This is a genomic window from Citrobacter sp. RHB36-C18 (assembly GCF_013814485.1).
Classification (GTDB): Bacteria; Pseudomonadota; Gammaproteobacteria; order Enterobacterales; family Enterobacteriaceae; genus Citrobacter; species Citrobacter braakii.
Map to the genome: position 1 here is coordinate 1,379,398 of NZ_CP057125.1, position 25,315 is coordinate 1,404,712.

Genomic DNA, 25,315 nt, shown 5'->3' on the forward strand with positions numbered 1-25,315 from the left:
TGTTAGCGCTTTAGCGCCTGATGGATATCAGTCGCCAGCTTATCAATGTCGCTGTCTGCTAATGTTGACAGCGTAATGCGCAAGCCATGCGCAGGCGTATTGACGCCAAACACTTCGCCTTCACGTACCAGCCAGCCGGACTTTGCCAGCGCAAAAGCGATCGCCTGGCTGTTATCTTCTAGCGGCAGCCACAGATTAAGACCGTCGCTGTCGGGCAGCGTAATGCCATGAAGCCGCAGAGCCGCTGCCAGCTTTTGCTGCTGGGCGGCGTAAAACTGCTGAGTTTGCGCCAGCGTGTGTTGATAAGTCTCGTCACTCAGGCAGGCGCAGGCCAGATCCTGCAGCAGATGGCTAACCCACTGACTGCCGGCGTTGAGCCGTAAACGCAGTTTCGCGGAAGTGAGTGGATCGCTGGCGACGATGGCCAGGCGTAAATCCGGGCCTAAAGTTTTCGACATTGAGCGGACAATCGCCCAGTGTGTGGTTTCCTTCGCAATCACCGGATACCAACGGCATGCGGACAGCAGCGCAAAGTGGTCGTCGACGATCACCAGCGTCTGCGGATAGCGGGCCAGGATTTCCTGCAATTGCGCCGCGCGGGATGCGCTCAGACTGCATCCTGTCGGATTATGGGCGCGCGGCGTCAGAATCACCGCCCGCGCGCCTTTCTGTAGCGCGATTTCCAGCATGTCTGGCTGCATGCCTTCGCTGTCAACGTTGACCGGACTGGCGGAGAATCCGGCATAACGCAGCATGTTGATGCTGCTCAAAAAGCATGGATCTTCTACCACAACGCTGTCGCCAGGCAGTAAATGGGCGCACAGCAGCCGCTCAATGGCATCAATGGCGCCGCTGGTGATATCAATTTCTCCCTTGGCTGGCATCGCATCTTGCATCCATTGCGCGGCCCACGCCTTAAGGCCGGGTGATACAGCGGCATCACCGTACAAACGAGGATTCTTATTTATTTGCGCGAAATAACGGCTGAGGTCGGGAAGACGCGCGGGGGCTGGATTACCGCCGGAAAGATCGATAAGCGCGGTATCCGGATTGCCGCCTTCCAGCGCAACGGGGGCTGAAATCCCCTTGATTACCGTGCCGTTACGTCCCTGGCTTTGTGCCAGCCCGGAGGTGACCAGGCGTTTATAAGCCGCCGCGACAGTATTACGGTTAACGTTCAATGCTGTTGCCAGTTCACGCACCGGCGGCAACGTTTCTCCTGCTGCCAACGTGCCTGTAGCGACATGTTGACGAATACTGTCAAAAATTTCGTTAGCGGTTTTTCCGTCGATCATTATTGACCTATGACAAAATGAATTTTAGCATATGACGATAATAGTGAGGCGTAAGCCCGCTGTCCAGCGAGAGGAGAAATTTATGGAGCAGGGGAGTGATATTCAGTCAGTGCTCTTCGGCGACAAGCATCGGGCGTTACAGACCGATATCGTCGCCGTCCAGTCACAGGTGGTCTATGGCAGCGTAGGCAATAGCATCGCCGTTCCGGCCATTAAAGCGCAGGGATTACGCGTGACGGCAGTGCCAACGGTGCTGTTCAGCAATACCCCGCATTATGAAACATTTTACGGCGGCGTTATTCCGGCCGACTGGTTTAGCGGGTATCTCCGCGCCTTGAATGAGCGTGATGCTTTGCGCGAGCTGAAGGCGGTGACGACAGGCTATATGGGCAGTGCAGAGCAAATCGCTCTGTTAGCACAGTGGCTGGAAATGGTGCGGGCTACGCATCCGGCAGTGTGCATTTTGGTCGACCCGGTGATTGGCGATACGGACAGCGGTATGTATGTAAAAGCTGAAATTCCGCAGGCCTACCGTCAGCACCTGCTGCCGCTGGCTCAGGGACTGACGCCGAACGTGTTTGAACTGCAAATGCTGAGCGGAAAGCCGTGTCGTACGCTTGATGAAGCCATCACGGCGGCGCAATCGCTGCTTACCGAAACGCTGAAATGGGTGGTGATCACCAGCGCGCCGGGGGATAGCGAAGATATTATTAACGTGGCGGTAGTGACGGCTGAAACGGTTGAGGTGTTCGCTCATCCACGGGTTAAAACGGATCTGAAGGGAACTGGCGATCTGTTTTGTGCTGAACTGGTGAGCGGTATTGTGCTGGGTAAAGCGCTGACAACCGCGACGCACGATGCAGCACAGCGCGTACTGGAAGTGATGAAATGGACCAATCTGTGCGGTTGTGATGAGTTAATTCTGCCACCGGCAGGGGAGGCGCGATGAAGAGTTACCGGCTGGTGGTTCGCCAGAATGGGCGTATGGTTGGACATTTTGACACCAGCGGGGCAACGGCGCTGGAAGATATCTGTGTGGCGCGGGCCATGTTTGGCATCGCGGGTGGCTACAATTGTGAACTGTTAGTGGCGGATTCGGAGCGACGGATGCTGGAAAGCGGGCCGGAAGGGATGAAAATCCTGATGCGCGAGGCGTGTTACCGACCAGTCACCTCACAAATTTAGCGTTATCCGGCAGATTTTGAGGTCTGCCAGATAAAAAAAATGGCGCCATCAGGCGCCATTCTTCTCTGCAGCAAGAATTACTTCTTGATGCGGATAACCGGAGTTTCACCCACTGTCACGCTACCGGACAGTTTGATCAGCTCTTTGATTTCGTCCATGTTGGAGATAACAACCGGAGTCAGGGTAGACTTGGCTTTTTCTTCCAGCAGCGGCAGATCGAATTCAATAACCGGGTCGCCCACTTTAACGCGCTGACCTTCTTCAGCGATGCGCTTAAAGCCTTCGCCTTTCAGTTCAACGGTATCAATACCGAAGTGAACAAACAGCTCAATGCCGCTGTCGGATTCGATAGAGAAAGCGTGGTTGGTTTCAAAGATTTTGCCGATGGTGCCATCAACAGGGGCGACCATTTTGTTACCGGTTGGTTTGATAGCGATGCCATCACCAACGATTTTTTCAGCAAAAACTACATCCGGCACGTCTTCGATGTTGACGATCTCGCCAGAGAGCGGAGCAACAATCTCAATAGTTCCGGTGTCTTTCTTATCATCAGAAACCAGAGATTTCAGTTTATCGAACAAACCCATGATCTTCTCCTAAGCAGTAAATTGGGCCGCATCTCGTGGATTAGCAGATTGTTTTTTCTTCAATGAACTTGTTAACCAGCGTCATTAACTCGTCCGTTGTCGGTTGAGCAAGAGCCTGCTCTGCTAACACCTTCGCATCTTCGAAGTTCGTGTTACGGATAATCTTCTTAATGCGCGGGATAGAAATGGCGCTCATAGAGAATTCGTCCAGACCCATCCCCAGCAACAGAAGTGTAGCACGTTCGTCGCCTGCAAGCTCACCACACATGCCAGTCCATTTGCCTTCCGCATGAGAAGCATCAATAACTTGCTTGATCAGCGTCAGCACAGATGGCGACATCGGTTGGTAAAGGTGTGAAATCATATCATTACCACGGTCAACTGCCAGGGTGTACTGCGTTAAATCATTGGTGCCGATACTAAAGAAATCAACTTCTTTGGCTAAATGACGCGCAATTGTTGCCGCTGCCGGTGTTTCCACCATCACGCCAATCTCAATGCTTTCGTCAAATGCTTTACCTTCGTCGCGCAGTTCCTGTTTGTAGATTTCGATCTCTTTGCGTAGTGCGCGCACTTCTTCAACAGAGATGATCATTGGGAACATGATGCGCAGTTTGCCGAAAGCAGAGGCGCGCAGGATAGCGCGAACCTGATCCCGCAGGATCTCTTTACGATCCATGGCGATACGTACGGCACGCCAGCCCAGGAACGGGTTCTCTTCTTTCGGGAAGTTCATGTACGGCAGCTCTTTATCGCCGCCGATGTCCATGGTACGGACGATGACCGCCTGAGAGCCACAGGCTTCAGCAACGGCTTTATACGCGGCAAACTGTTCTTCTTCAGTCGGCAGCGATTCACGGTCCATGAACAGGAATTCGGTGCGGTACAGACCAACACCTTCGGCGCCATTACGCTCAGCGCCTTCAACGTCACGAACGGTACCGATGTTGGCGCAAACTTCTACCTGATGTCCGTCCAGCGTGATAGCCGGGAGATCTTTCAGCTTAGCGAGTTCCGCTTTTTCGGTAGCAACCTGCTCCTGAACGGCGCGCAGTTGCTCAATAACTTCATTGGTCGGATTGACGTAAACCTGGTTGTTTACGGCATCCAGAATCAGATTGTCGTCGTTTTTAACCTGAGAGGTGACGCTACCCGTACCTACGATGGCAGGCAGTTCCAGAGAACGCGCCATGATAGAAGTATGGGAAGTCCGTCCGCCCGCGTCAGTGATGAAACCCAGCACCTTGTTCAGGTTCAACTGTGCGGTTTCTGACGGGGTCAGGTCTGCGGCTACCAGGATAACTTCTTCCTGAATAGCGCTCAGGTCGATAATAGCCAGACCCAGGATGTTACGCAGCAGGCGTTTACCGATGTCACGTACGTCAGCCGCACGTTCTTTCAGGTATTCATCATCCAGCTCTTCAAGGGCTGTGGCCTGACCTTCGATAACTTCATGCGCAGCTGCATCAGCCGTCATGTGCTTATCTTTAATCAGGGCTATGATTTCCTGCTCCAGCTCCTCATCTTCGAGCAGCATGATATGCCCTTCAAAGATGGCTTCTTTTTCTTCACCGAACGTTTCACCAGCTTTGGTTTTGATCGCTTCCAGTTGCGCAGATGCCTTGGCACGACCGCTCAGAAAACGTTCAACTTCCTGATCAACCTTGTCGGCAGAAATTTTTTTCCGGTCAATGACGATCTCGTCTTCTTTCAGCAGCAATGCTTTACCGAAAGCGATACCCGGGGATGCTAAAATGCCTGAAATCATAACCCTACCTTACTTGTGACTGATATTTAAAAGAACTCGTTGAACTTACTCGAGTTCAGCCATCAGTTTAACCAGATGCTCAACTGCTTTCTGCTCGTCTTCACCTTCTGCGGACAGGGTGACAACGGTACCCTGAGTCAGGCCCAGAGTCTGCAGTTTAAACAGGCTTTTGGCGCTAGCGCTTTTGCCGTTGGAAGTCACAGTAATTTCAGAAGTAAAGCCTTTTGCTTCTTTAACAAACTGAGCAGCAGGGCGAGTATGCAGACCGTTCGGAGCGGTAATGGTAACTTCTTGCTGGAACATTATATTTCCCCAACTTATAGGTTTAGTGTTGTGGAACTAAAGTCTAGCCTGGCGGTTCAACTTTAGCCTGTATTGTTAGCATCGGCGTAAACTGGACGCGACACAAAAGGAGTTCGGTGCAATCCGTTGCTGGCAACTTCTTGCCGCTGACGTTTCGTTCGTCATTAAACATTATGCCGCGAAAGGAAGAGTTGAACCAAATCATAAAATCGATTCAGCTAGCGCTTTTCCTGTAACGATTAATTTCGCGCATCAAAATAATTAGTTTGGTTAAATACCAGTTCCGGCGGGTTGAATCAATGCCAGGAGAGTTGAAAATTTGAAGCAGGCCACAAAAAAGCACCCCAAAGGGTGCTTTTTTACGCGTTTTTAACATGCTGGCATTACTGTTGCAGTTCTTTCTCTGTGAAGAGATCGGCAAACAGTGCAGTGCTCAGATAACGCTCACCCGATGACGGTAGGATAACCACAATATTCTTATTGGTAAAGGATTCATCTTCCTGGAGCTTAAGCGCGGCAGCCACGGCTGCGCCAGAAGAGATCCCCGCCAGAATACCTTCTTCTTCCATCAGGCGGCGCGCGGTAGAAATAGCTTCATCATTGGTGATGGCAACGACTTTATCGATAAGCTTCAGATCAAGGTTGCCAGGAATGAAGCCCGCGCCAATACCCTGAATTTTATGCGGGCCAGGTTTGAGTTCTTCACCCGCCAATGCCTGGGCGATAACAGGGGAGTCAGTAGGTTCTACCGCGACGGTGATCAGGTCGGTTTTGCCTTTAGTGCCTTTAATGTAACGGGTCACGCCAGTTAGCGTACCGCCGGTGCCGACACCGGAAATAAAGACATCAACCTGGCCATCGGTATCTTCCCAGATTTCCGGGCCGGTGGTTTTTTCGTGAATTTCCGGGTTCGCCGGGTTGCTGAACTGCTGCAGCAGCAGGAATTTTTCCGGATCGCTGGCTACGATTTCTTCCGCTTTCTGAATTGCGCCCTTCATACCTTTTGCGCCTTCAGTCAGCACCAGGTTCGCGCCCAGCGCTTTTAAAAGCTTGCGGCGCTCAATGCTCATGGTTTCCGGCATGGTCAGAGTCAGTTTGTAACCACGGGCGGCGGCAACGTAGGCCAGCGCAATCCCCGTGTTGCCGCTGGTCGGTTCTACCAGCTCAACGCCAGGTTTCAGTACACCACGTTTTTCGGCATCCCAAATCATATTGGCACCGATACGGCATTTGACGCTAAAGCTTGGGTTGCGTGATTCCACCTTCGCCAGAATGCGTCCGTTACCGATACGGTTCAGTCGAACCAGCGGCGTATGACCGATAGTCAGCGAGTTATCTTCAAAAATCTTACTCATGGCCTGTCCTTAACTGTATGAAATTGGGATACCGCTTCAGCATACCTGTTGAGAAAGTATGGGGAAGTAAGGAATTCGCATATCTATATGCTGATGAGAAATAATGCGTAGCAGTATGGAATAAGAGCGGGCATAAGCCAGCCCGCTTTTACACATTTTTGCATTACTTCCATAACGCATGCTTAGCACGATAGCAGTCTACCCACATCGCCGTGGCACCACAAACCGCTACCGGCATGATGAACAGATTGAGCACCGGAATCATGGTGAACAGGCTGGTCAATGCGCCAAACTGCATATTGGTCACCTTGCGCGTGCGCAGCGCGACGCGCATCTCCTTAAAAGGCACCTTATGGTTATCAAAAGGATAATCGCAGTACTGAATGGCCAGCATCCACGCGCTGAACAGGAACCACAGGACCGGGGCGACGGTCTGCCCAATGCCTGGAATAAAATAGAGGATCAGCAACACGAAGGCGCGCGGGAGATACCACGCCAGCTTTTGCCATTCGCGTTTCATAATGCGCGGAACGTCTTTCATAATGCCGAGAATGCCGGTGTCGGGCGGTGTTGCGCCCGTTAAGCGCGCTTCCAGCTGTTCAGCCAGCAGACCGTTAAACGGTGCGGCGATCCAGTTGGCGATAGTGGAGAACAGGTAGCCGAACACCAACAGCACGGAAATAGTCACAATCGGCCACAGTAAATAGCTGAGCCACTGAAGCCAGTCAGGGACGTGACTCATCAGCGCGGGAACCCAGTTACCGAGTTGTGTAAATAACCACCAGAATGCGCCGCCCATCAGCAGGATATTCACCAGCAAAGGCAGAATAACAAAACGACGAATGCCCGGTTGGGTGATGAGCTTCCATCCCTGAGAAAAGTAATAAAGGCCGCTGCGAGGTACAACTGCAGATGATGAAACCATGGTCAGGACGTACTCCTTGTTATATAAGCTCTGGTAAACTGTGCGTATCTTACCGGGTTGTTGAGCGTTAAGCTGTTCGGAAATGTTCGAAAAAACAGCAAAAAGCACAATTTTGTTCATCTTTATGCCGTGAAAGCCAAGAGTACACTTGCACTTGGCGTAATCGACAAATACTCTTAGTGAGTAAATGTTTGCCGTGGTGGCAAGGTGTTAGAACAACAGAGAATATAATGATGCAGGATTTGCGTCTGATATTAATCATTGTTGGCGCGATCGCCATAATCGCTTTACTGGTACATGGTTTTTGGACTAGCCGTAAAGAGCGGTCTTCTATATTCCGCGATCGCCCACTGAAACGCATGAAGTCTAAACGTGAAGACGAGGATTCGTTCGACGACAACGTCGAGGAAGACGAAGGCGTGGGTGAAGTTCGCGTTCATCGTGTGAATCATGCTCCCGGTAATGCGCAGGAACATGGTGTTCCTCCTCAGTCGCCGCAACACCAGTACCAGCCGCCTTATGCGTCTGCTCAGCCGCGTCAGCCTGCGCAGCAGCCTGCACAAGCGCCGGTACCGCCGCCGCATGTTCAGCAGCAGCAGCAGCCTGTACAACCGCAGCAGCCGGTGCAACATCAGCCTGTTCAGCAGCCGGTGCAACATCAGCCTGTTCAGCAGCCACCTGTGCAGCAACCTGTTGCCCCGCAGGTTCAGCAACCTGCTCAGCAAGCACCGCAACCTGCGCCGCAGACCTTCCAGCCAGCAGAGCCTGTTGTTGAACATCAACCGCAGCCCGAGCCGGTAGTAGAAGAAGCGCCTGTTGCTGAAAAACCGCAGCGTAAAGAAGCGGTCATCATTATGAACGTTGCGGCTCATCATGGTAGCGAGCTCAACGGGGAAGTGCTGCTCAACAGCATTCAGCAGGCCGGTTTCAAATTTGGCGATATGAATATTTTCCATCGTCATTTGAGCCCGGATGGCAGCGGTCCGTCGCTGTTCAGCCTCGCTAATATGGTTAATCCGGGAACGTTTGACCCAGAAATGACGGGCGACTTCAGCACCCCTGGTGTGACTATTTTTATGCAGGTTCCGTCCTACGGGGACGAGCTGCAAAACTTTAAGCTGATGCTGCAGTCCGCACAGCACATTGCCGATGAAGTGGGTGGTGTGGTGCTCGACGATCAACGTCGCATGATGACGCCGCAGAAACTGCGCGAGTATCAGGACCGCATCCGCGAAGTTAAAGAATCTCGCGCCTGATTTTCCTCTGGCGTGACATTTCCTTTCTAAACCCCCGCCTGTCGGGGGTTTTTTATCATTGATGGTGCGATATGGAATCAATCGAACAACAACTGACAGAACTGCGAACCACGCTTCGCCATCATGAGTATCTCTACCATGTGATGGACGCGCCGGAAATTCCCGATGCGGAATACGATCGCCTGATGCGCGAACTGCGCGAGCTGGAAGCGCAGCATCCGGACCTTGTTACCCCCGACTCGCCAACCCAACGCGTTGGCGCCGCGCCGTTAACCGCGTTCAGCCAGATTCGTCATGAAGTGCCGATGCTGTCGCTGGATAACGTGTTTGATGAAGAGAGTTTTCTCGCCTTCAACAAGCGCGTGCAGGACAGACTAAAGAGTACCGATAAACTGACCTGGTGCTGTGAACTGAAACTGGACGGCCTGGCAGTCAGTATCCTGTATGAAAACGGTGTGCTGGTCAGCGCCGCAACGCGTGGTGATGGCACCACGGGTGAGGATATTACCTCTAACGTGCGCACCATTCGCGCAATCCCGTTAAAACTGCGTGGCGAAAACATCCCTTCACGTCTGGAAGTGCGCGGTGAAGTGTTCCTGCCGCAGGCCGGATTTGAAAAAATTAACGAAGAGGCCCGCCGCACTGGCAACAAAGTGTTTGCTAACCCGCGTAACGCAGCGGCCGGTTCATTGCGCCAGCTCGATCCGCGTATCACAGCGAAGCGACCGCTTACTTTCTTCAGCTATGGCGTTGGTGTGTTGGAAGGCGGCGTGCTGCCAGATACCCACCTGGGCCGCCTGCTGCAATTTAAAGAGTGGGGCCTGCCGGTAAGCGACAGAGTGGCGCTTTGCGACTCCCCGGAGGAAGTACTTGCTTACTATCACAAGGTTGAAGAAGACCGACCAACGCTGGGATTTGATATCGATGGTGTGGTGATCAAAGTCAACTCTATGGCGTTGCAGGAGCAACTGGGCTTTGTTGCCCGCGCGCCGCGCTGGGCTGTGGCCTTTAAGTTCCCGGCGCAGGAGCAGATGACTTTCGTACGCGATGTTGAGTTTCAGGTTGGACGTACCGGGGCGATTACGCCCGTCGCCCGCCTTGAGCCGGTCCAGGTTGCCGGGGTGCTGGTCAGTAACGCAACGCTGCATAACGCTGATGAAATCGAGCGTCTGGGGTTGCGTATTGGCGATAAAGTCGTCATTCGCCGTGCGGGCGATGTCATCCCGCAGGTGGTGAACGTCGTGCTTTCTGAACGCCCGGACGATACCCGCGAAATTGTGTTTCCAGCGCATTGTCCGGTTTGTAACTCTGATGTTGAACGTGTGGAAGGCGAAGCGGTCACTCGCTGCACCGGCGGTTTAATCTGTGGGGCACAGCGTAAGGAATCGCTGAAACACTTTGTTTCCCGCCGCGCGCTCGATGTTGACGGTATGGGCGACAAAATTATCGATCAACTGGTCGAGAAAGAGTATGTCCACACGCCGGCGGATCTTTTCACCCTGACCGCCGGTAAACTGACGGGGCTTGATCGTATGGGGCCGAAGTCGGCGCAAAACGTGGTCAATGCGCTGGAAAAAGCGAAAGAAACCACGTTTGCCCGTTTCCTCTATGCGCTAGGCATTCGTGAAGTCGGCGAAGCCACGGCTGCAGGTCTGGCGGCGTATTTTGGCACGCTCGACGCGCTGGAAGCCGCTTCTATTGAAGAGCTGCAAAAAGTGCCGGATGTCGGCATTGTGGTGGCGACGCACGTGTTTAATTTCTTCGCCGAAGAGAGCAACCGCGAGGTAATTGTTCAACTGCTGGCGCAGGGGATCCACTGGCCAGCGCCGGTGGTCATTAACGCTGAAGAAATCGACAGCCCCTTCGCAGGTAAAACAGTGGTGCTGACCGGGAGCCTGAGCCTGATGTCGCGCGATGACGCCAAAGCGAGACTGACCGAGTTAGGTGCAAAAGTGGCCGGTAGCGTGTCGAAGAAAACCGATCTGGTGATTGCTGGTGAAGCGGCGGGTTCGAAACTGGCAAAAGCACAGGAACTGGGTATTGCCGTGATCGATGAAGCTGAAATGATCCGCTTATTGGGTGCCTGAGATGGAAAAACAGCAGCTGGTAGACATCGCCAATACTGTGATGCCCTTTGGCAAATATAAAGGGCGTCGGTTGATTGATGTCCCGGAAGAGTATCTGCTGTGGTTTGCCCGTAAGGATGAATTCCCGCCGGGCAAGCTTGGCGAGCTGATGCAAATCACGCTGCTGATTAAAACTGAGGGGCTGACGCAACTGGTGCAGCCCCTGAAACGTCCTCTTTAAGCCTTCGCGGCGCGGCTTTTCTGTTGCGCCTGCAATGCGTCCGTCTGTTGCTTGTAGCGACGCGCCAGCACGGCGCACACCATTAGCTGTATTTGATGGAAGATCATCAACGGCAGCACCATCATCCCAATCACCGAAGTCGGGAACAAAATATTTGCCATTGGGATCCCGTTCGCCAGGCTCTTTTTCGAACCGCAGAATACAATCGTGATTTCATCAGCTTTGTTAAAGCCGCATTTGCGCGCAACAAAGACATTTATGCCAATCACGATTGCCAGCAGAATGATGCTGACCACCACGATAAACAGCAGTGAACCCACCCCCACTTTGTGCCAGATCCCGTTAACGACGGCTTCACTGAAGGCGGAGTACACCACCAGCAAAATAGAGGATTGATCCGTTTTCGCGATCCATTTTTTATGTCGAGAAACCCAGTTTCCAATCCACGGGCGTGAAAGGTGACCCAGCACGAACGGCAGCAGCAGCTGCAACATGATTTTTCCCACCTGCTCCAGGCTGCCTTCTGCGCCGTGCATATTCATCACCAGCCCTACCAGCAGCGGCGAGAGAAAAATACCCAGCAGGCTGGAGGCCGAAGCAGAACAAACGGCGGCGGCAACGTTACCGCCCGCCAGCGACGTAAAAGCGATGGCCGACTGCACAGTGGCAGGCAAAATACACAGGTACAGGAAACCGGTGTACAGCATCGGGTCTACGTTGACCGGCGCCCACCAGGCGAACAGAACGCCCAAAACCGGGAAGACAACAAACGTGCTGCACATCACCCACAGATGCAAACGCCAGTGGCTACCACCGGCAATAATGGCTTCACGCGAGAGTTTCGCCCCGTGCATAAAAAACAGCAGGGCAATGGCGGCGGTGGTTAAGCCTTCAAAGAAAGGCACAAAACCACCTTCGGCCGGGAAAAAGGACGCCAGCAAAACAACGGTAATCAGCGTTATCGTGAACGGATCAAGAATACGAAAAAGTTTCATAAAGACTCCTGAAATTCGGTAGCAACATTTTGCTTTTTTCCGTTTGAGAAATAAAATTGATTTATTGCATCCATATATGAATCGAATAGATGAATTACTCTCTGCGTCAGTTGCGTATCTTTGTCACCGTCGCTCAGGCCAAAAGCTTTAGCCGGGCGGGGGATATCATCGGCTTAAGCCAGTCGGCGGTCAGCCATAGTGTAAAAGAGCTGGAAGGGCAGACGGGTGTGCGGTTATTGGACAGAACGACGCGGGAAGTGGTACTGACGGAGGCCGGACACCAGTTGGCGGCGCGGCTGGAACGTATTCTGGATGAATTGCATAGCACGCTGCGCGAAGCCGGACAGGTAGGTACGCAGTTAACCGGCACGGTGCGGGTTGCCGCCAGCCAGACGATCTCTGCTCATCTTATTCCGCAGTGTATTGCCCAGAGTAATCAGCTTTATCCGGCTATCGATTTTGTGCTGCACGACCGGCCACAGCAGTGGGTGCTGGAGAGTATTCGCCAGGGAGAAGTGGATTTTGGCATTGTGATTGATCCCGGCGCAGTCACCGATCTGCAGTGTGAAGCCGTGCTGTCTGAACCGTTCCTGCTGCTGTGTCGCCAGGATCATCCGTTAGCCCAACGAGAGTGGGTGAACTGGCAGGATTTGTATCACGAACGCCTGGTGCTACAGGATTATGCTTCCGGTAGTCGACCGCTGATCGACGCTGCGCTGGCCCATTTTTCCATTGATGCCAATATCGTTCAGGAGATAGGCCATCCCGCCACGCTGTTTCCGATGGTTGAGGCGGGGATTGGCATCAGCGTGCTGCCCGCGCTGGCGCTCCCCTTACCGCAGGGCAGTCACTTGCAGGTTAAGCGCCTGACGCCGGTTGTTGAACGGCAACTGATGCTGGCCCGACGTAAAAACCGCTCTTTATCAACCGCTGCTCAGGCGCTGTGGGATGTGGTGCGTATGCAGGCCAGTGAATTAACCGCAGCCCGCGCCCGCGATCCGTTGTATCAGTTATAACGCTCACGCTGATGGTTATCAGAGGGGAAATGGTTCTTCTCTGCATAGCAAAAAGGCGCCTTTAGGGCGCCTTTTTACATTGGTGGGTCGTGCAGGATTCGAACCTGCGACCAATTGATTAAAAGTCAACTGCTCTACCAACTGAGCTAACGACCCGAAGTGGTGGGTGATGACGGGATCGAACCGCCGACCCCCTCCTTGTAAGGGAGGTGCTCTCCCAGCTGAGCTAATCACCCACTTCGGTACTTCATATTTTAACAAGAAATCCAGCTGGCGAGAAAGTGGTGGGTGATGACGGGATCGAACCGCCGACCCCCTCCTTGTAAGGGAGGTGCTCTCCCAGCTGAGCTAATCACCCACTTCTCAATTTCTTGTTTTACACGGCGGAGACTACATAAAGTAGTTGGTGGGTGATGACGGGTTCGAACCGCCGACCCCCTCCTTGTAAGGGAGGTGCTCTCCCAGCTGAGCTAATCACCCCCGCTGTGTGGAGTCGCATTATAGGGAGAGTTGAAAATGAGTCAACGCATTTTCTAAAGAAATTGTTCGTTCGTCGTAAATTTAAACAAAACGATCGCAAAACAATCCGTGCGGCATGATTTGTATACGAAAATGGCAAAGCGTAATGTTCCAACCTGAACAACATTGAGGAATCAGACCACGGTGATAGAATACGAGCCTGATAATCTTCCCTGGATTTGCCGGTTGTCGGCATCTTTATAAACGTAAGGCCATTTCATGAAAATCAAAACTCGCTTCGCGCCAAGCCCGACAGGTTACCTGCACGTCGGCGGTGCGCGTACTGCTCTTTATTCCTGGCTTTTTGCACGCAACCATGGCGGTGAGTTTGTGCTGCGTATTGAAGACACCGATCTCGAACGCTCCACTCCGGAAGCTATTGAAGCCATTATGGATGGCATGAACTGGCTGAATCTGGAATGGGATGAAGGCCCGTACTTCCAGACCAAACGTTTTGATCGCTACAACGCGGTGATTGATGAAATGCTGGAAGCAGGCACCGCATATAAATGCTACTGCTCTAAAGAGCGTCTGGACGCGCTGCGCGAAGAGCAGATGGCGAACGGTGAGAAGCCGCGTTACGACGGCCGCTGCCGCCACGGCCACGAGCATCATGCCGCTGATGAACCTTGCGTGGTACGTTTTGCCAACCCGCAGGACGGTTCCGTTATTTTTGACGACCAGATCCGTGGGCCGATCGAATTCAGCAACCAGGAGCTGGATGATTTGATCATTCGCCGTACCGACGGTTCCCCGACCTACAACTTCTGCGTTGTTGTCGACGACTGGGATATGGAAATCACCCACGTTATTCGTGGTGAAGACCATATCAACAACACTCCGCGTCAAATCAATATCCTGAAAGCGCTGAACGCGCCGGTGCCAGTTTACGCACACGTATCAATGATCAACGGTGACGATGGTAAAAAACTCTCCAAACGTCACGGTGCGGTCAGCGTTATGCAATACCGCGACGACGGTTACCTGCCGGAAGCGCTGCTGAACTATCTGGTGCGTCTGGGTTGGTCCAGTGGCGATCAGGAAATTTTCACCCGTGAAGAGATGATCAAACTGTTCTCCCTTGGTGCGGTGAGCAAGTCTGCGAGTGCGTTTAACACTGAAAAACTGCAGTGGCTGAACCATCACTATATTAATGCGCTGGCGCCGGAATATGTAGCAACCCATCTGCAATGGCACATTGAGCAGGAAAATATCGATACTCGCGTAGGCCCGCAGCTGTCAGAGCTGGTTAAACTGCTCGGTGAGCGCTGCAAAACGCTGAAAGAGATGGCGCAGAGCTGCCGCTACTTCTACGAAGACTTTGCCGAGTTCGACGCTGATGCAGCGAAGAAACACCTGCGTCCGGTTGCGCGTCAGCCGCTGGAAGTGGTTCGTGACAAGCTGGCTGCGATTAGCGAGTGGACGGCAGAAAACGTGCACCATGCGATTCAGGCAACGGCTGATGAGCTGGAAGTTGGTATGGGTAAAGTCGGGATGCCGCTGCGCGTAGCCGTTACCGGCGCGGGTCAGTCCCCGGCGTTAGACGTTACGGTGCATGCGATTGGTAAATCCCGCAGCATTGAGCGTATTAATAAAGCGCTGGCGTTTATTGCTGAGCGAGAAAGCCAGCAATAAGACTGATTGACCGATGAAATAACGGCAGGAGCGTATCCTGCCGTTTTTTTTGCCTGTTATTCAGACTCATCAATACCCAAACGAGTAAGAAAAGTGCGAATACCTTCGCGCGAAATATACATCGCCAGCTTTTCTTGTTCCGTTGGGGACATGTTGTCCAGTGCGCTAATTATCTGGCGACACGCGTGGCTGCGTACTACGTGGGTGTATTCTGCCAGCGGTTCTTCAGCCTGATAAACTTCAGGAACTTTGCGAAAAGCGGGAATATTGAGCAGAAACGCGCGGACGCTGGAGTCAATATGAATCAGTCTGGCACGACCACCTTTAACGCCGGGAAACTTTTCGGTAGTCCAGTTTTGTTCTCTGATCCAACGATTGACGGTTTGTTTGGCAACCCCGAGACATTCCGCCAGCTCTTCGGTCGTCATTTTGCTGCGTAATTTTTTCATATTATTTGTTTTCGCGGATCCCTAAACGCTGTAATAAACCCGTAATGCCTTCACGCAGGATCAGTGAGGTAAACATTTTCTGTTCTGTCGGCGTCATTTCTTTAGCGAGCCTAATCAGCAGCGCTTCAACAGAGGTTTCGCCGGATAACGATAAGTTATCTGATAAACCTTCGGCTGAACGCTCAGCGCTGCGAATGTATTCACGAACTTGTTCGGTGACGTGAACCAGTCGGGCTTTACCGCCCTGAACGCCTGGTTTTGGTGATGTCGCCCAACCTTCTTTGCGCACCCATTTATTGATGGTCTGTCGGCTGTATCCGGTCAGATTAGCAAGTTCTTCTGGCGTCATCCGTTCCTTGAACATAACGATTCCCTGAATAGTCGTGGGGTTAATTAGTGGTTCATTTTATAGCACCATTTTAGTAGAAACCGTGACGCGTTTAACTACTGAATGCGAGTTGTTACGCAATGTTCTTCATTTGACTGCTTTTTCAGCGATTGAATTCTATGAGTTAATTTTGCCGTTGACACACGCGAAGGGAATTCATATGATGCCGCCCGTCAACTCGACAAGCTTTACGTAATGGGGCTATAGCTCAGATGGGAGAGCGCTTGCATGGCATGCAAGAGGTCAGCGGTTCGATCCCGCTTAGCTCCACCAAATTTAATCCCAATGAATTTGGTACGTACGTAAAAGCATCGTGGGGCTATAGCTCAGCTGGGAGAGCGCTTGCATGGCATGCAAGAGGTCAGCGGTTCGATCCCGCTTAGCTCCACCAAAATTTAAACCCTCGCTGAAAAGCGGGGGTTTTTTGTTTCTGCATCCTGCCAGTTCTTACTCTTTATCTCTTTGGTTTGCTGAATCGCAGGCATAAAAAAACCGGGGAGAATATGAATCTCCCCGGTCTTATCACTGCGATGTTGTCTTACGCTTACAGCACCAGTGCGGCGATAGATGCAGACAGTACGCTCACCAGCGTAGAGCCGTACACCAGCTTCAGACCAAAGCGAGAAACCACGTTACCTTGCTCTTCGTTCAGGCCTTTAATCGCACCGGCGATAATACCGATGGAAGAGAAGTTAGCGAAGGAAACCAGGAACACGGACAGGATGCCTTCTGCGCGCGGGGAGAGCGTAGCGGCGATTTTCTGCAGATCCATCATCGCAACGAACTCGTTGGAAACCAGTTTAGTCGCCATGATACTGCCCACCTGCAGCGCTTCGCTGGACGGCACACCCATTACCCATGCAACCGGGTAGAAGATGTAACCCAGGATGCCCTGGAAGGAGATGCTGTAGCCAAACCAACCGGTCACGGTGGCGAACAGGGCGTTCAGGGCAGCGATCAGTGCGATGAAACCAATCAGCATCGCCGCAACGATAATTGCCACTTTGAAACCAGCCAGAATGTATTCACCCAGCATTTCGAAGAAACTCTGGCCTTCGTGCAGGTTAGACATCTGGATATTTTCTTCGCTGGCATCAACGCGGTAAGGGTTGATCAGCGACAGCACGATAAAGGTGCTGAACATGTTCAGAACCAGCGCCGCAACCACGTATTTCGGCTCAAGCATGGTCATGTAGGCGCCGACGATAGACATGGAAACGGTCGACATTGCCGTTGCAGCCATGGTGTACATACGGTTGCGAGACATTTTGCCGAGAATATCTTTATAGGCGATAAAGTTCTCGGACTGACCCAGGATCAGAGAGCTGACGGCGTTGAAGGATTCCAGTTTGCCCATACCGTTTACTTTGGATAACAGGAAACCAATCGCGCGGATGATTACCGGCAGTACGCGGATATGCTGCAAAATACCGATCAGGGCGGAGATGAAGACTATCGGGCAAAGCACTTTCAGGAAGAAGAATGCCAGGCCTTTATCGTTCATGCTACCGAAGACAAAGTTAGTCCCTTCATTAGCAAACCCGAGCAGTTTCTCAAACATCTCGGAGAAGCCTCTCACGAAGCCCAGACCGACATCAGAGTTCAGGAAGAACCATGCCAGTAACACTTCGATAACAAGCAATTGAATAACATAACGAATGCGGATTTTTTTACGGTCACTGCTTACCAGCAGTGCGAGTACCGCAACCACGGCAAGGGCCAGGACAAAATGAAGAACGCGGTCCATATTTGCTCCAAATATGAGGCAGGTTTAGTTTTCGTGCACATTCTATGTAACAACCATAAAGAAAACGAGATCAAACACACACTATAATAAGGACCTGTGACGAGATTCAAAATTAGTGATCGGTGATACACTTCCGTTATGTTTAGTATGGAAGTGAAAAGTTATGTCATTGTGCTATTCTCATAACAATAATTAAACATCTCGCCGGTATTTCCAGAATCCTTATCGATCCATAGACAAACGCTATCAGAGAAATCAACGTCACCCATTAAAATGAATTTGATAATCATTCTCATTAGGCGTAGCTTGAAATATAGCAAAGGCTATGTTTCTGAGGCATTAAAATGACTAACGATCGCGTTGAGAGTAGCAGTGGGCGGGCAGCGCGCAAGTTGAAGCTCGCATTAATGGGACCTGCGTTCATCGCGGCGATCGGTTATATCGATCCGGGTAACTTCGCCACCAATATCCAGGCAGGGGCCAGCTTTGGTTATCAATTGCTGTGGGTGGTGGTCTGGGCAAACCTGATGGCGATGCTGATTCAGGTGCTGTCGGCAAAACTCGGCATTGCTACGGGGAAAAACCTGGCGGAGCAAATTCGCGATCATTATCCTCGCCCGGTGGTGTGGTTCTACTGGGTGCAGGCAGAAATTATCGCTATGGCAACAGACCTTGCTGAATTTATTGGCGCTGCGATTGGCTTCAAACTGATCCTCGGCGTCTCCTTATTGCAAGGGGCCGTACTCACCGGTATCGCGACGTTCTTAATTCTGATGCTGCAGCGTCGCGGTCAAAAACCGCTGGAAAAGGTGATTGGCGGCCTGCTGCTGTTTGTGGCCGCGGCTTACATTGTGGAGCTGGTTTTTTCCCAACCGAACTTCGCGCAGCTTAGTAAGGGAATGGTGATCCCAAGCCTGCCTAATTCCGAAGCGGTGTTCCTGGCCGCTGGGGTGCTCGGTGCGACTATCATGCCGCACGTCATTTATCTGCACTCTTCCTTAACTCAGCATTTGCACGGCGGAACACGCCAACAGCGCTATGCGGCCACTAAATGGGATGTGGCTATCGCTATGACGATTGCCGGATTTGTCAATCTGGCGATGATGGCGACGGCTGCCGCTGCATTTCATTTTAGCGGGCATACCGGTATTGCCGATCTCGATCAGGCGTATCTGACCCTTGAACCGCTGTTGAGTCACGCTGCAGCGACGGTGTTTGGTTTAAGCCTGGTGGCTGCGGGACTCTCTTCTACCGTGGTCGGTACGCTGGCGGGGCAGGTGGTGATGCAAGGGTTTATCCGTTTTCACATTCCGCTATGGGTACGCCGTACCGTCACCATGATGCCATCATTTATTGTGATTCTGATGGGATTGGATCCGACCCGTATTCTGGTGATGAGCCAGGTATTGCTGAGCTTTGGTATCGCGCTGGCGCTGGTGCCGCTGCTGATCTTCACCAGCGACAGTAAGCTGATGGGGGATCTGGTCAATCGTCGTTGCGTTAAACAGATTGGCTGGGTCATTGTGATACTGGTCGTGGCGCTCAATCTCTGGCTACTGGCAGGCACGGCGATGGGGCTATAATCAACCGTGACTCGCGACGGGTCACGGTTTTAATTGAGGTTTTCCTCTATTATGTGCCCTGCATAATTAACTGGCAGGCGTTCATGAATCACTTTGATCTCTCTTTCCTGAAATATCTCCAGGACAACAGTCCGCTCCCCGTTGAAGAGGCCGTCGAGCGTTTCGGTAAAACGCTCTCCACGCTAAAACGGACAATGAAAGAGCTCAATGAACTTCTGCCAGAAAATGTCCAGCTACATCAGGATAATCAGTTTATTACCACCCGGATTGGCTACAGCGAATACCGACAGTTTTTAGCGCGCGTCCAGTTTAATCGCTATATCACTACGGCAGAAGAGAGGGTGAAGGATCTCTTTGTGGCGCTCTGTTTGCACGATGTGGTGAATAAAAATGATTATTACAAAAAATTTTATGTCAGTGCGGGAACGGTGAAAAATGATAATCCCGTCATGATGAGCCTGGTGCAGGAACGCGATCTGATTGTGCAAAGTATCCCGCGTAAGGGCTCCCGGCTTGCGGGGGATGAGTTCCAACTGCGGCTGGCGGCGTGCATGACGATACTAAAAACGGTCGAAATTGGTGAGGATCACCGACTTATCGCCCACCAGGCCAATGAGCCGACAGGCCGTTCGATTGCCGAACAGTTTCTTCATGAGTGTGCTGCACAGATAAACCAGGCGGCAGACTATTACGAAGAGAAAATCAGTCCGGTCATCGCCCTGGGATATAACGGCAGAAAATACTTACTGGTCTATCTTAGCCTTGCTCTGCACCGTATCCGCAGGGGACACAGAATTACGGAGAGTTCGGCGGCTGAGTTTTTGACAACCTTTCCTTATGGCGTATTGCCTGATGCGGATGAAAATATCTGTCTGGATCTGCTGATTGCTTCACTGACGTTTACTCATCGCCCCTTCACATTATACGACGCCCGGCTGGTCTCTTACGTTAAGCGCACCTGTCACGCTTTAGCCGGATGTCTGGAGAACACCATTCACAATCAGCACGCCTGGTTTGCAGAGATTTATAATTTTATCTATGCCGCCATCATCCAGAATAAATTTCATCTCTGGTTCGATGATAAAAAGCTCCATGATGTCCAGCGACGCTATCCTGAGCTCTGGGATCATGTCCAGTATGCGGTGAAGGAGATTGAACATCACTGGCAAACGACCTTTTCTGCTATTCACCTGGCAACCCTGGTGCTGATTATCAAAAAGTATGCGCTCAAAAATCGGGTTGTTGGTGAAAAGAAAAAGCGGGTCATTATTGTGACGAACTCGTCAGAGAGTAAGGTCGGCTATTTTAAAGAGATGCTTTTCTCCCGCTTCCATATTGAAATCCCCGCCTGCATCAACATCAATGAGATTGCGCGGCTTCAGCAGCTCGAATTCGACCTGCTGATTACCTTTACAAACAAGATATCGAGTCATCTCCGCTACGCCGGGCTGGATTATGTCAAAGTGAATTTCTGGCTCACGCAGGACGATCTCCTGTTATTACGCGAAAATGGACTTCCCTCCGCGCGCAAAAAAATACCTGCTGAGGACTTTATTCAGCAGGTTCAGGGAATGAGCCAGGAGGCGTTAAAAATTTTTCTTGATACGCATTACAGTGATATTTTTATTTAGCCAGAGGTTGCGAAACGCCGCGACACCAGACGGCTTCCAGGTTTAACTCTGCACCCAACACGAGAATATCGGCATCTTTTCCTGACGTCAGGCTGCCTTTTCTCGCGTCAACACCCGCCAGGATAGCCGGATTAAGGCAGGCAATCTGCGCGGCTGAAACCCAGCCTTTTTCCAGCCTGTCGACCACATTTTTCACGGAGTCCAGAAAGCTCATCTCCAGTTTGCACACTTCGGACCACTCCGTGGGTGAAACCGTTCGGGGCTTTCCGCTGTGGTCAGTGATTTCAAGACAATGATTGTGAATGCGAAACGTCTCCTGGCGCAGGTAATGGTGGAATTCAGATCCTTCGGGAAAATCCACATATCCCAGACAATCGCTGACCATGACCAACCGGCGATCTTTTTTCAACCGATAGAGAATGTCGAACACTTCTGGTCGCAACGTAATCCCGCTCTGCTTTGCCACCTCGGCATACGTATTCTGATGGTACATCAGCGCCCCCACCACGCCAGGCTCCCGGTGATGCAGCCCGCGCATGGCGCTAAATGCATGGGTAAAGTGGGTTAAACCGGCTTCAATAGCGAGAGTGGTTTCATCAAAGGTGGCGTCGGTATGACCGGCTGACACGGTGACGCCTGACTGGCGTAAATAGCGGATTAGCGCCAGGGCGCCCGGCAGTTCAGGTGCGAGCGTCATCAGACGGATATTTCCCCTCGCGGCGTGCTGATAGCGTTTGAATCCTTCGATACCGGGTGGTTGAATCGCGTCCTTGCTCTGCATTCCGCTGTATGCAGGGTTAATAAAGGGGCCTTCCATATGAATACCCACCGCTTCGGCACCATCTTCCGCTTTTGCGTCTGCAATCCAGTCTGCGGCGGTGGAAAGACTCTCCAGCAAGAACGTTTCCGGCTGGGTGGCTGATGTTGCAAGCCACGCGGTAACCCCGGCGTTAACCAGATCCCGGCTCATCGCCTGCAAAGAACGGCGTTCACCTCTCCAGGCAAACGACCCTCTCCCCCAGCCGTGAACGTGAATATCCACAAAACCGGGCATCAGCATGGCATGGCGATAATCGACGATTTTTCCGCGTGGCGTACTGTCGAGGCCAGAAATACGTCCGCTTTCAATATGTAGATAGCCGCTTTCGATTCCATTCGGGGTGACAATGCGTTCACTTGCCAGAGAAAGCAGGGGATCAGCCATTGTCTTTCTCCCATACGCGAGCGGCCGTTTCCTCGGCGATTTCTGCGCAAAGGCCGATGTAGTGAGCAGGATCCAGCAGCGTATTAATTTCTGAGTCGCTAAAGTGCTGGCGAATAAGAGGGTCATCACGCAGCACATCAGCGTAGGGGATGCCTTCATGCGTGCTGCGCATTGCCAGTTGGTAGACGCGTTCATGTGCGGCATCTTTGCCCAGCCTTTCCACCAGCTGCATCATGATTTTTTCGCTATTAATAAGACCATGCGTTAACTGCACATTCTGGCGCATACGACCAGGATTGATGACCAGCGTCCGCGTCAACTCTTCGGCTCGCATCACAATCTCAGCCATTAACTCCATACTCTCCTGAATATTACCGTCAAAGATAAAGTAAGCGGAGCTGTCTGCTTCGAAGGGACGTGGGCTGACATACAGGCAGGAGGTCATTACTGAGTACAATTTCTGCGCGTTGGCGATGATCCCCTTCGCCAGTTTAGGATTTACTTTTTGCGGCATGGTGCTGCTGCCAACGGTGCCTTTAGTAAAGGCTTCTGAAACTTCGGCAAACTCTTCACTTGAGGTCTGATAAACCTCTTCGGCTATTTTGTGTAACGTCGTCGCCAGCAGGCACAAATTACTGATGTATTCAGTGCGGTAAATGCGCGAGTTGCGGGAGGGAATCGCCATTGAATGCATTCCCAGCTTTTGGGCAACGCTATCCTGAACCTGGCGGCCGGTTTCACCGGTCGCGTGGAAGGCGCCCACGGCTCCCCCCATCATCACGGTAAAGACGCGTTTTTCCGCTTCCCGCATGCGCTGCTGGGCGCTCAGTAACTCATCAATCCACACGGCGGCTTTATAGCCCCAGGTGATGGGCAGCGCGTGCTTACCGTGGGTACGTCCGGCCATAATCGTTGCTTTATGGTCAGATGCCATCTTTGCCAGGTTACGCAGAATATCGTCCACAAAACCCTGCATGATGGTATCGAACTGCTTTGCCAGATAAAGCTGTGCTGTTTGCTGAATATTCTGCGTGGTGACGCCGTAATGCACGTATTTTCCGCTTTCACTGTCACAGGCTTTGACCAGCACTTTGATGACCGGAACGAAGCCGTGACCAATCTCGCGCAGCAGGCGTTCCATTTCCGTCAGGTCAATCTTATCCACGTGGCAGTTAGCGGTAATATTGACTGCGGCGCTGGCGGGGATCATGCCGTGTCCGGCCTGTGCCTGAGCCAGGGCGGCTTCAACATCGAGCCATGACTGTACCCGCGCTGGCTGTGCGAGCAGAGATTTCATTCCTCGATCGTCGATCGTTTTGCTTTTTGAATCATACAGTGCACGCATTACTATCTCCTTGAATTTATTTCGCACCGACGAGGCGGTCGTCTACCGCGTTACGGACAAATTCTACGTGTGGGCCGAATACCACATGAACATGGTTGCTGGAGGGGATAAAGGTTCCCAGCGAGCCAGATTCTTTAAGAATGGCCATGTCCATTTTTTTCTGATCTTTCAAATCAATACGTAACCGTGAAACGCAGTTTTCAACGCGCTTGATATTGTCTGTCCCGCCCAGCCCCTGAATCACCAGTTCGGCGACTTTGTCGTACTCTTTATTGTTCAGTAAGGTGCTGTCAGCGATTTCACTCTCGCGGCCTGGGGTCTTAATATCAAATTTACCGATCGCAAAGCGGAAGACGAAATAGAAGACAACAAAGTTAATCACGCCGAGGATAATTAAATTAATCCATTGGGTGTGTTCATACATCAAACCGAAAATACCAAAATCAAAAATGGTGCCGCGAATATAGCCGATGGAGACTTCCAGTAATTGCAGTGGAATGGTCAATAAGCCACAGAGTACCGCATAGACAATAAAGAGTTTTGGCGCGATAAACAGGAAGGAGAACTCCAGCGGTTCGGTAATATTCCCCAGCATGGCGGTTAGCACCACGGTCAGGATCATCCCTTTGGCAAATTTCTTATTCTTGAAATAGGCCATGTGGTACATCGCCAGACCAATCGCCGGAACGCGGAACAGCGTCGTGAGCATTTGTGATGAGGCAAGATAGCTGGTGAGCGTCGGCATATACTCTTTCCAGGCCGGATGGGTGGGACCAAGCTCAAACAGGATTTTATTGATAGCGGGCAAAATACCGACATAGGTCTGCCCGTCAATCAGGTACGTACCGCCTGCCGCGGTGAAACGCACGGTGGAACTGAGGACGTGGTGCAGGCCAAACGGGATCAGCAGGCGATTGAGCGTCATATAGATACCTGCACCAATGTTGGGTGCCATCATTATTGTTGATATGGCGCGCATACCTGCGGTAAACAGATCCCAGATAAAAGGAATGATCAAGCCGACGGGAATGGAAAAAGCAATGGCTAAGATCGCGACGGATTTTTTACCGCTGAAAAAGGCGAAAGCGAGAGGTAATTGCAGCCGGTAAAAACGGTCGGTTATTTTAGCTGCCAGCAGCCCGGCAATAATGCCGCCCAGCGCTTCGATTTTCAGCGTCTGAATACCTAATACCATTCCCTGTCCGACGAAAGCCATATCCTCTTTCGCCAGCGTACCTGCCAGCTTAAGATGCACATGCATGGCGATAAGCAGAGTCAGGTAAGCCACGACGGACGCAAATACAGCAATCCCTTTTTCTTTTTTAGACATACCGTAGGCGACACCCATCGCGAACAGTAAAGGAATATTATTAAAAACGACGCTGCTGATTAATCCCAGAGAAGAGAGAATTGCTCTGAAAATTTCATTGCCCAGAAAGGGGAGTTTATCAATCATATAGCTCTGCCCTAACGCAGCGCTAATTCCCATGACCATCCCCACTGGCGCCAGTACGGCGATCGGTAATAATAGCGATCGACCGAATGTCTGAATTTCATTCTTAAAATTAGCATTCATAAGTTAATCCTGACGTGAATTCTCTTGAGGATAAGATACGTTCAGGAGATTTTTGCTCAAGGGCAAATAGTGAAAAATAAAAAGCGCAGGATTTGACCATAAAAAAGCAGCCTGCAGGTTAATGCTGGTCACTTAAGGATTGATTAGCTGCAAAGGTATTTTTTATTAAAGCGAAACGGATTGAACTGAAAGTCAGCGTACTGAAGCGATCCGAAGGAAGACGACATAAGGCGAATGGATCACGAA

General features: G+C 51.7%; 22 protein-coding genes and 6 tRNA genes. 11 read left to right on the top strand and 17 right to left on the bottom strand.

The window, feature by feature from the left end:
• Window positions 1-2 precede the first annotated feature (2 nt).
• Window positions 3-1,295: a transcriptional regulator PtsJ gene (ptsJ, locus tag HVZ52_RS06475; RefSeq protein ID WP_019077349.1), complete on the bottom strand. Its 1,293-nt coding sequence runs from the start codon at window positions 1,293-1,295 to the stop codon at window positions 3-5.
• Window positions 1,296-1,377: 82 nt separating this feature from the next.
• Between ptsJ and pdxK the strand changes: the two genes are divergently transcribed.
• Window positions 1,378-2,244, top strand: a complete 867-nt coding sequence (gene pdxK / locus HVZ52_RS06480; RefSeq protein ID WP_181599013.1) for a pyridoxine/pyridoxal/pyridoxamine kinase — start codon at window positions 1,378-1,380, stop codon at window positions 2,242-2,244.
• Complete coding sequence (locus tag HVZ52_RS06485; RefSeq protein WP_016153926.1) at window positions 2,241-2,480, top strand: hypothetical protein; 240 nt, start codon at window positions 2,241-2,243, stop codon at window positions 2,478-2,480. Before pdxK ends, HVZ52_RS06485 begins: the two co-directional genes overlap by 4 nt.
• Before the next feature lie 77 nt (window positions 2,481-2,557).
• Here HVZ52_RS06485 and crr read toward each other — a convergent pair whose 3' ends face one another.
• From crr to cysZ, 5 genes are all read right to left on the bottom strand, one after another.
• Window positions 2,558-3,067, bottom strand: a complete 510-nt coding sequence (gene crr, locus HVZ52_RS06490; RefSeq protein WP_000522253.1) for a PTS glucose transporter subunit IIA — start codon at window positions 3,065-3,067, stop codon at window positions 2,558-2,560.
• A gap of 40 nt (window positions 3,068-3,107) precedes the next feature.
• Window positions 3,108-4,835: a phosphoenolpyruvate-protein phosphotransferase PtsI gene (gene ptsI, locus HVZ52_RS06495; RefSeq protein ID WP_181599014.1), complete on the bottom strand. Its 1,728-nt coding sequence runs from the start codon at window positions 4,833-4,835 to the stop codon at window positions 3,108-3,110.
• Between the two features lie 45 nt (window positions 4,836-4,880).
• The gene (gene ptsH / locus HVZ52_RS06500; protein ID WP_002913505.1) at window positions 4,881-5,138 is read right to left on the bottom strand and encodes a phosphocarrier protein Hpr; all 258 of its coding nucleotides are present in this window, start codon (window positions 5,136-5,138) and stop codon (window positions 4,881-4,883) included.
• A 383-nt stretch (window positions 5,139-5,521) separates the two neighbouring features.
• Window positions 5,522-6,493 carry a cysteine synthase A gene (cysK, locus tag HVZ52_RS06505; protein WP_005121957.1) on the bottom strand — a complete coding sequence of 324 codons (972 nt, stop codon included), beginning with the start codon at window positions 6,491-6,493 and terminating at the stop codon, window positions 5,522-5,524.
• A gap of 163 nt (window positions 6,494-6,656) precedes the next feature.
• Window positions 6,657-7,418 (bottom strand): sulfate transporter CysZ, encoded by a 762-nt coding sequence (gene cysZ / locus HVZ52_RS06510; RefSeq protein WP_016153924.1) that lies wholly within the window; start codon window positions 7,416-7,418, stop codon window positions 6,657-6,659.
• A 230-nt stretch (window positions 7,419-7,648) separates the two neighbouring features.
• Between cysZ and zipA the strand changes: the two genes are divergently transcribed.
• The 3 genes from zipA (at window position 7,649) to HVZ52_RS06525 (ending at window position 10,981) form a co-directional block, all read left to right on the top strand.
• Window positions 7,649-8,674 carry a cell division protein ZipA gene (gene zipA, locus HVZ52_RS06515; RefSeq protein WP_181599015.1) on the top strand — a complete coding sequence of 342 codons (1,026 nt, stop codon included), beginning with the start codon at window positions 7,649-7,651 and terminating at the stop codon, window positions 8,672-8,674.
• A 71-nt stretch (window positions 8,675-8,745) separates the two neighbouring features.
• Window positions 8,746-10,761: an NAD-dependent DNA ligase LigA gene (gene ligA / locus HVZ52_RS06520; RefSeq protein WP_181599016.1), complete on the top strand. Its 2,016-nt coding sequence runs from the start codon at window positions 8,746-8,748 to the stop codon at window positions 10,759-10,761.
• Between the two features lies 1 nt (window position 10,762).
• A complete protein-coding gene (locus tag HVZ52_RS06525; RefSeq protein WP_019077344.1) occupies window positions 10,763-10,981 on the top strand; it encodes a DUF3820 family protein in 219 nt (72 codons plus the stop codon).
• Here HVZ52_RS06525 and HVZ52_RS06530 read toward each other — a convergent pair.
• A complete protein-coding gene (locus tag HVZ52_RS06530; protein WP_016153920.1) occupies window positions 10,978-11,976 on the bottom strand; it encodes a bile acid:sodium symporter family protein in 999 nt (332 codons plus the stop codon). The genes HVZ52_RS06525 and HVZ52_RS06530 overlap by 4 nt on opposite strands.
• Window positions 11,977-12,065: 89 nt before the next feature.
• On the opposite strand from HVZ52_RS06530, the gene HVZ52_RS06535 reads away from it, so the two are divergent.
• A complete protein-coding gene (locus HVZ52_RS06535; protein ID WP_016153919.1) occupies window positions 12,066-12,992 on the top strand; it encodes a LysR family transcriptional regulator in 927 nt (308 codons plus the stop codon).
• Window positions 12,993-13,072: 80 nt separating this feature from the next.
• On the opposite strand, the gene HVZ52_RS06540 is transcribed toward HVZ52_RS06535, so the two are convergent.
• The 4 genes from HVZ52_RS06540 to HVZ52_RS06555 form a co-directional block, all read right to left on the bottom strand.
• Window positions 13,073-13,148 (bottom strand) — tRNA-Lys (locus HVZ52_RS06540).
• 4 nt (window positions 13,149-13,152) lie between these two features.
• Window positions 13,153-13,228 (bottom strand) — tRNA-Val (locus HVZ52_RS06545).
• A gap of 46 nt (window positions 13,229-13,274) precedes the next feature.
• Window positions 13,275-13,350 (bottom strand) — tRNA-Val (locus tag HVZ52_RS06550).
• Window positions 13,351-13,396: 46 nt separating this feature from the next.
• A tRNA-Val gene (locus tag HVZ52_RS06555) sits at window positions 13,397-13,472 on the bottom strand.
• Window positions 13,473-13,730: 258 nt separating this feature from the next.
• Between HVZ52_RS06555 and gltX the strand changes: the two genes are divergently transcribed.
• Window positions 13,731-15,146 carry a glutamate--tRNA ligase gene (gene gltX / locus HVZ52_RS06560; protein ID WP_005130009.1) on the top strand — a complete coding sequence of 472 codons (1,416 nt, stop codon included), beginning with the start codon at window positions 13,731-13,733 and terminating at the stop codon, window positions 15,144-15,146.
• Window positions 15,147-15,202: 56 nt separating this feature from the next.
• On the opposite strand, the gene HVZ52_RS06565 is transcribed toward gltX, so the two are convergent.
• Window positions 15,203-15,595: a YfeC-like transcriptional regulator gene (locus tag HVZ52_RS06565; protein ID WP_016153914.1), complete on the bottom strand. Its 393-nt coding sequence runs from the start codon at window positions 15,593-15,595 to the stop codon at window positions 15,203-15,205.
• 1 nt (window position 15,596) lies between these two features.
• Window positions 15,597-15,959: a YfeC-like transcriptional regulator gene (locus tag HVZ52_RS06570; RefSeq protein WP_181599017.1), complete on the bottom strand. Its 363-nt coding sequence runs from the start codon at window positions 15,957-15,959 to the stop codon at window positions 15,597-15,599.
• A 221-nt stretch (window positions 15,960-16,180) separates the two neighbouring features.
• Here HVZ52_RS06570 and HVZ52_RS06575 point away from each other — a divergent pair.
• A tRNA-Ala gene (locus HVZ52_RS06575) sits at window positions 16,181-16,256 on the top strand.
• A 42-nt stretch (window positions 16,257-16,298) separates the two neighbouring features.
• Window positions 16,299-16,374: transfer RNA gene (locus tag HVZ52_RS06580), tRNA-Ala, on the top strand.
• A 153-nt stretch (window positions 16,375-16,527) separates the two neighbouring features.
• Here the strand turns inward: HVZ52_RS06580 and nupC are convergent.
• Complete coding sequence (nupC, locus tag HVZ52_RS06585) at window positions 16,528-17,730, bottom strand: nucleoside permease NupC (RefSeq protein WP_016153912.1); 1,203 nt, start codon at window positions 17,728-17,730, stop codon at window positions 16,528-16,530.
• A gap of 344 nt (window positions 17,731-18,074) precedes the next feature.
• On the opposite strand from nupC, the gene HVZ52_RS06590 reads away from it, so the two are divergent.
• Window positions 18,075-19,313, top strand: a complete 1,239-nt coding sequence (locus HVZ52_RS06590; RefSeq protein ID WP_016153911.1) for an Nramp family divalent metal transporter — start codon at window positions 18,075-18,077, stop codon at window positions 19,311-19,313.
• Between the two features lie 83 nt (window positions 19,314-19,396).
• Window positions 19,397-20,944 (top strand): hypothetical protein, encoded by a 1,548-nt coding sequence (locus tag HVZ52_RS06595; RefSeq protein WP_181599018.1) that lies wholly within the window; start codon window positions 19,397-19,399, stop codon window positions 20,942-20,944.
• Here the strand turns inward: HVZ52_RS06595 and HVZ52_RS06600 are convergent.
• The 3 genes from HVZ52_RS06600 to HVZ52_RS06610 are packed head-to-tail and all read right to left on the bottom strand — an operon-like array spanning window position 20,937 to window position 25,069.
• Window positions 20,937-22,148: an amidohydrolase family protein gene (locus HVZ52_RS06600; RefSeq protein ID WP_181599019.1), complete on the bottom strand. Its 1,212-nt coding sequence runs from the start codon at window positions 22,146-22,148 to the stop codon at window positions 20,937-20,939. The genes HVZ52_RS06595 and HVZ52_RS06600 overlap by 8 nt on opposite strands.
• On the bottom strand, window positions 22,141-23,493 hold the full coding sequence (locus HVZ52_RS06605) for an adenylosuccinate lyase family protein (RefSeq protein WP_047499818.1): 1,353 nt from the start codon (window positions 23,491-23,493) through the stop codon (window positions 22,141-22,143). The genes HVZ52_RS06600 and HVZ52_RS06605 overlap by 8 nt, the downstream gene beginning before the upstream one ends.
• Window positions 23,494-23,509: 16 nt before the next feature.
• On the bottom strand, window positions 23,510-25,069 hold the full coding sequence (locus HVZ52_RS06610; RefSeq protein WP_016153907.1) for a PTS transporter subunit EIIC: 1,560 nt from the start codon (window positions 25,067-25,069) through the stop codon (window positions 23,510-23,512).
• Window positions 25,070-25,315: the final 246 nt, after the last annotated feature.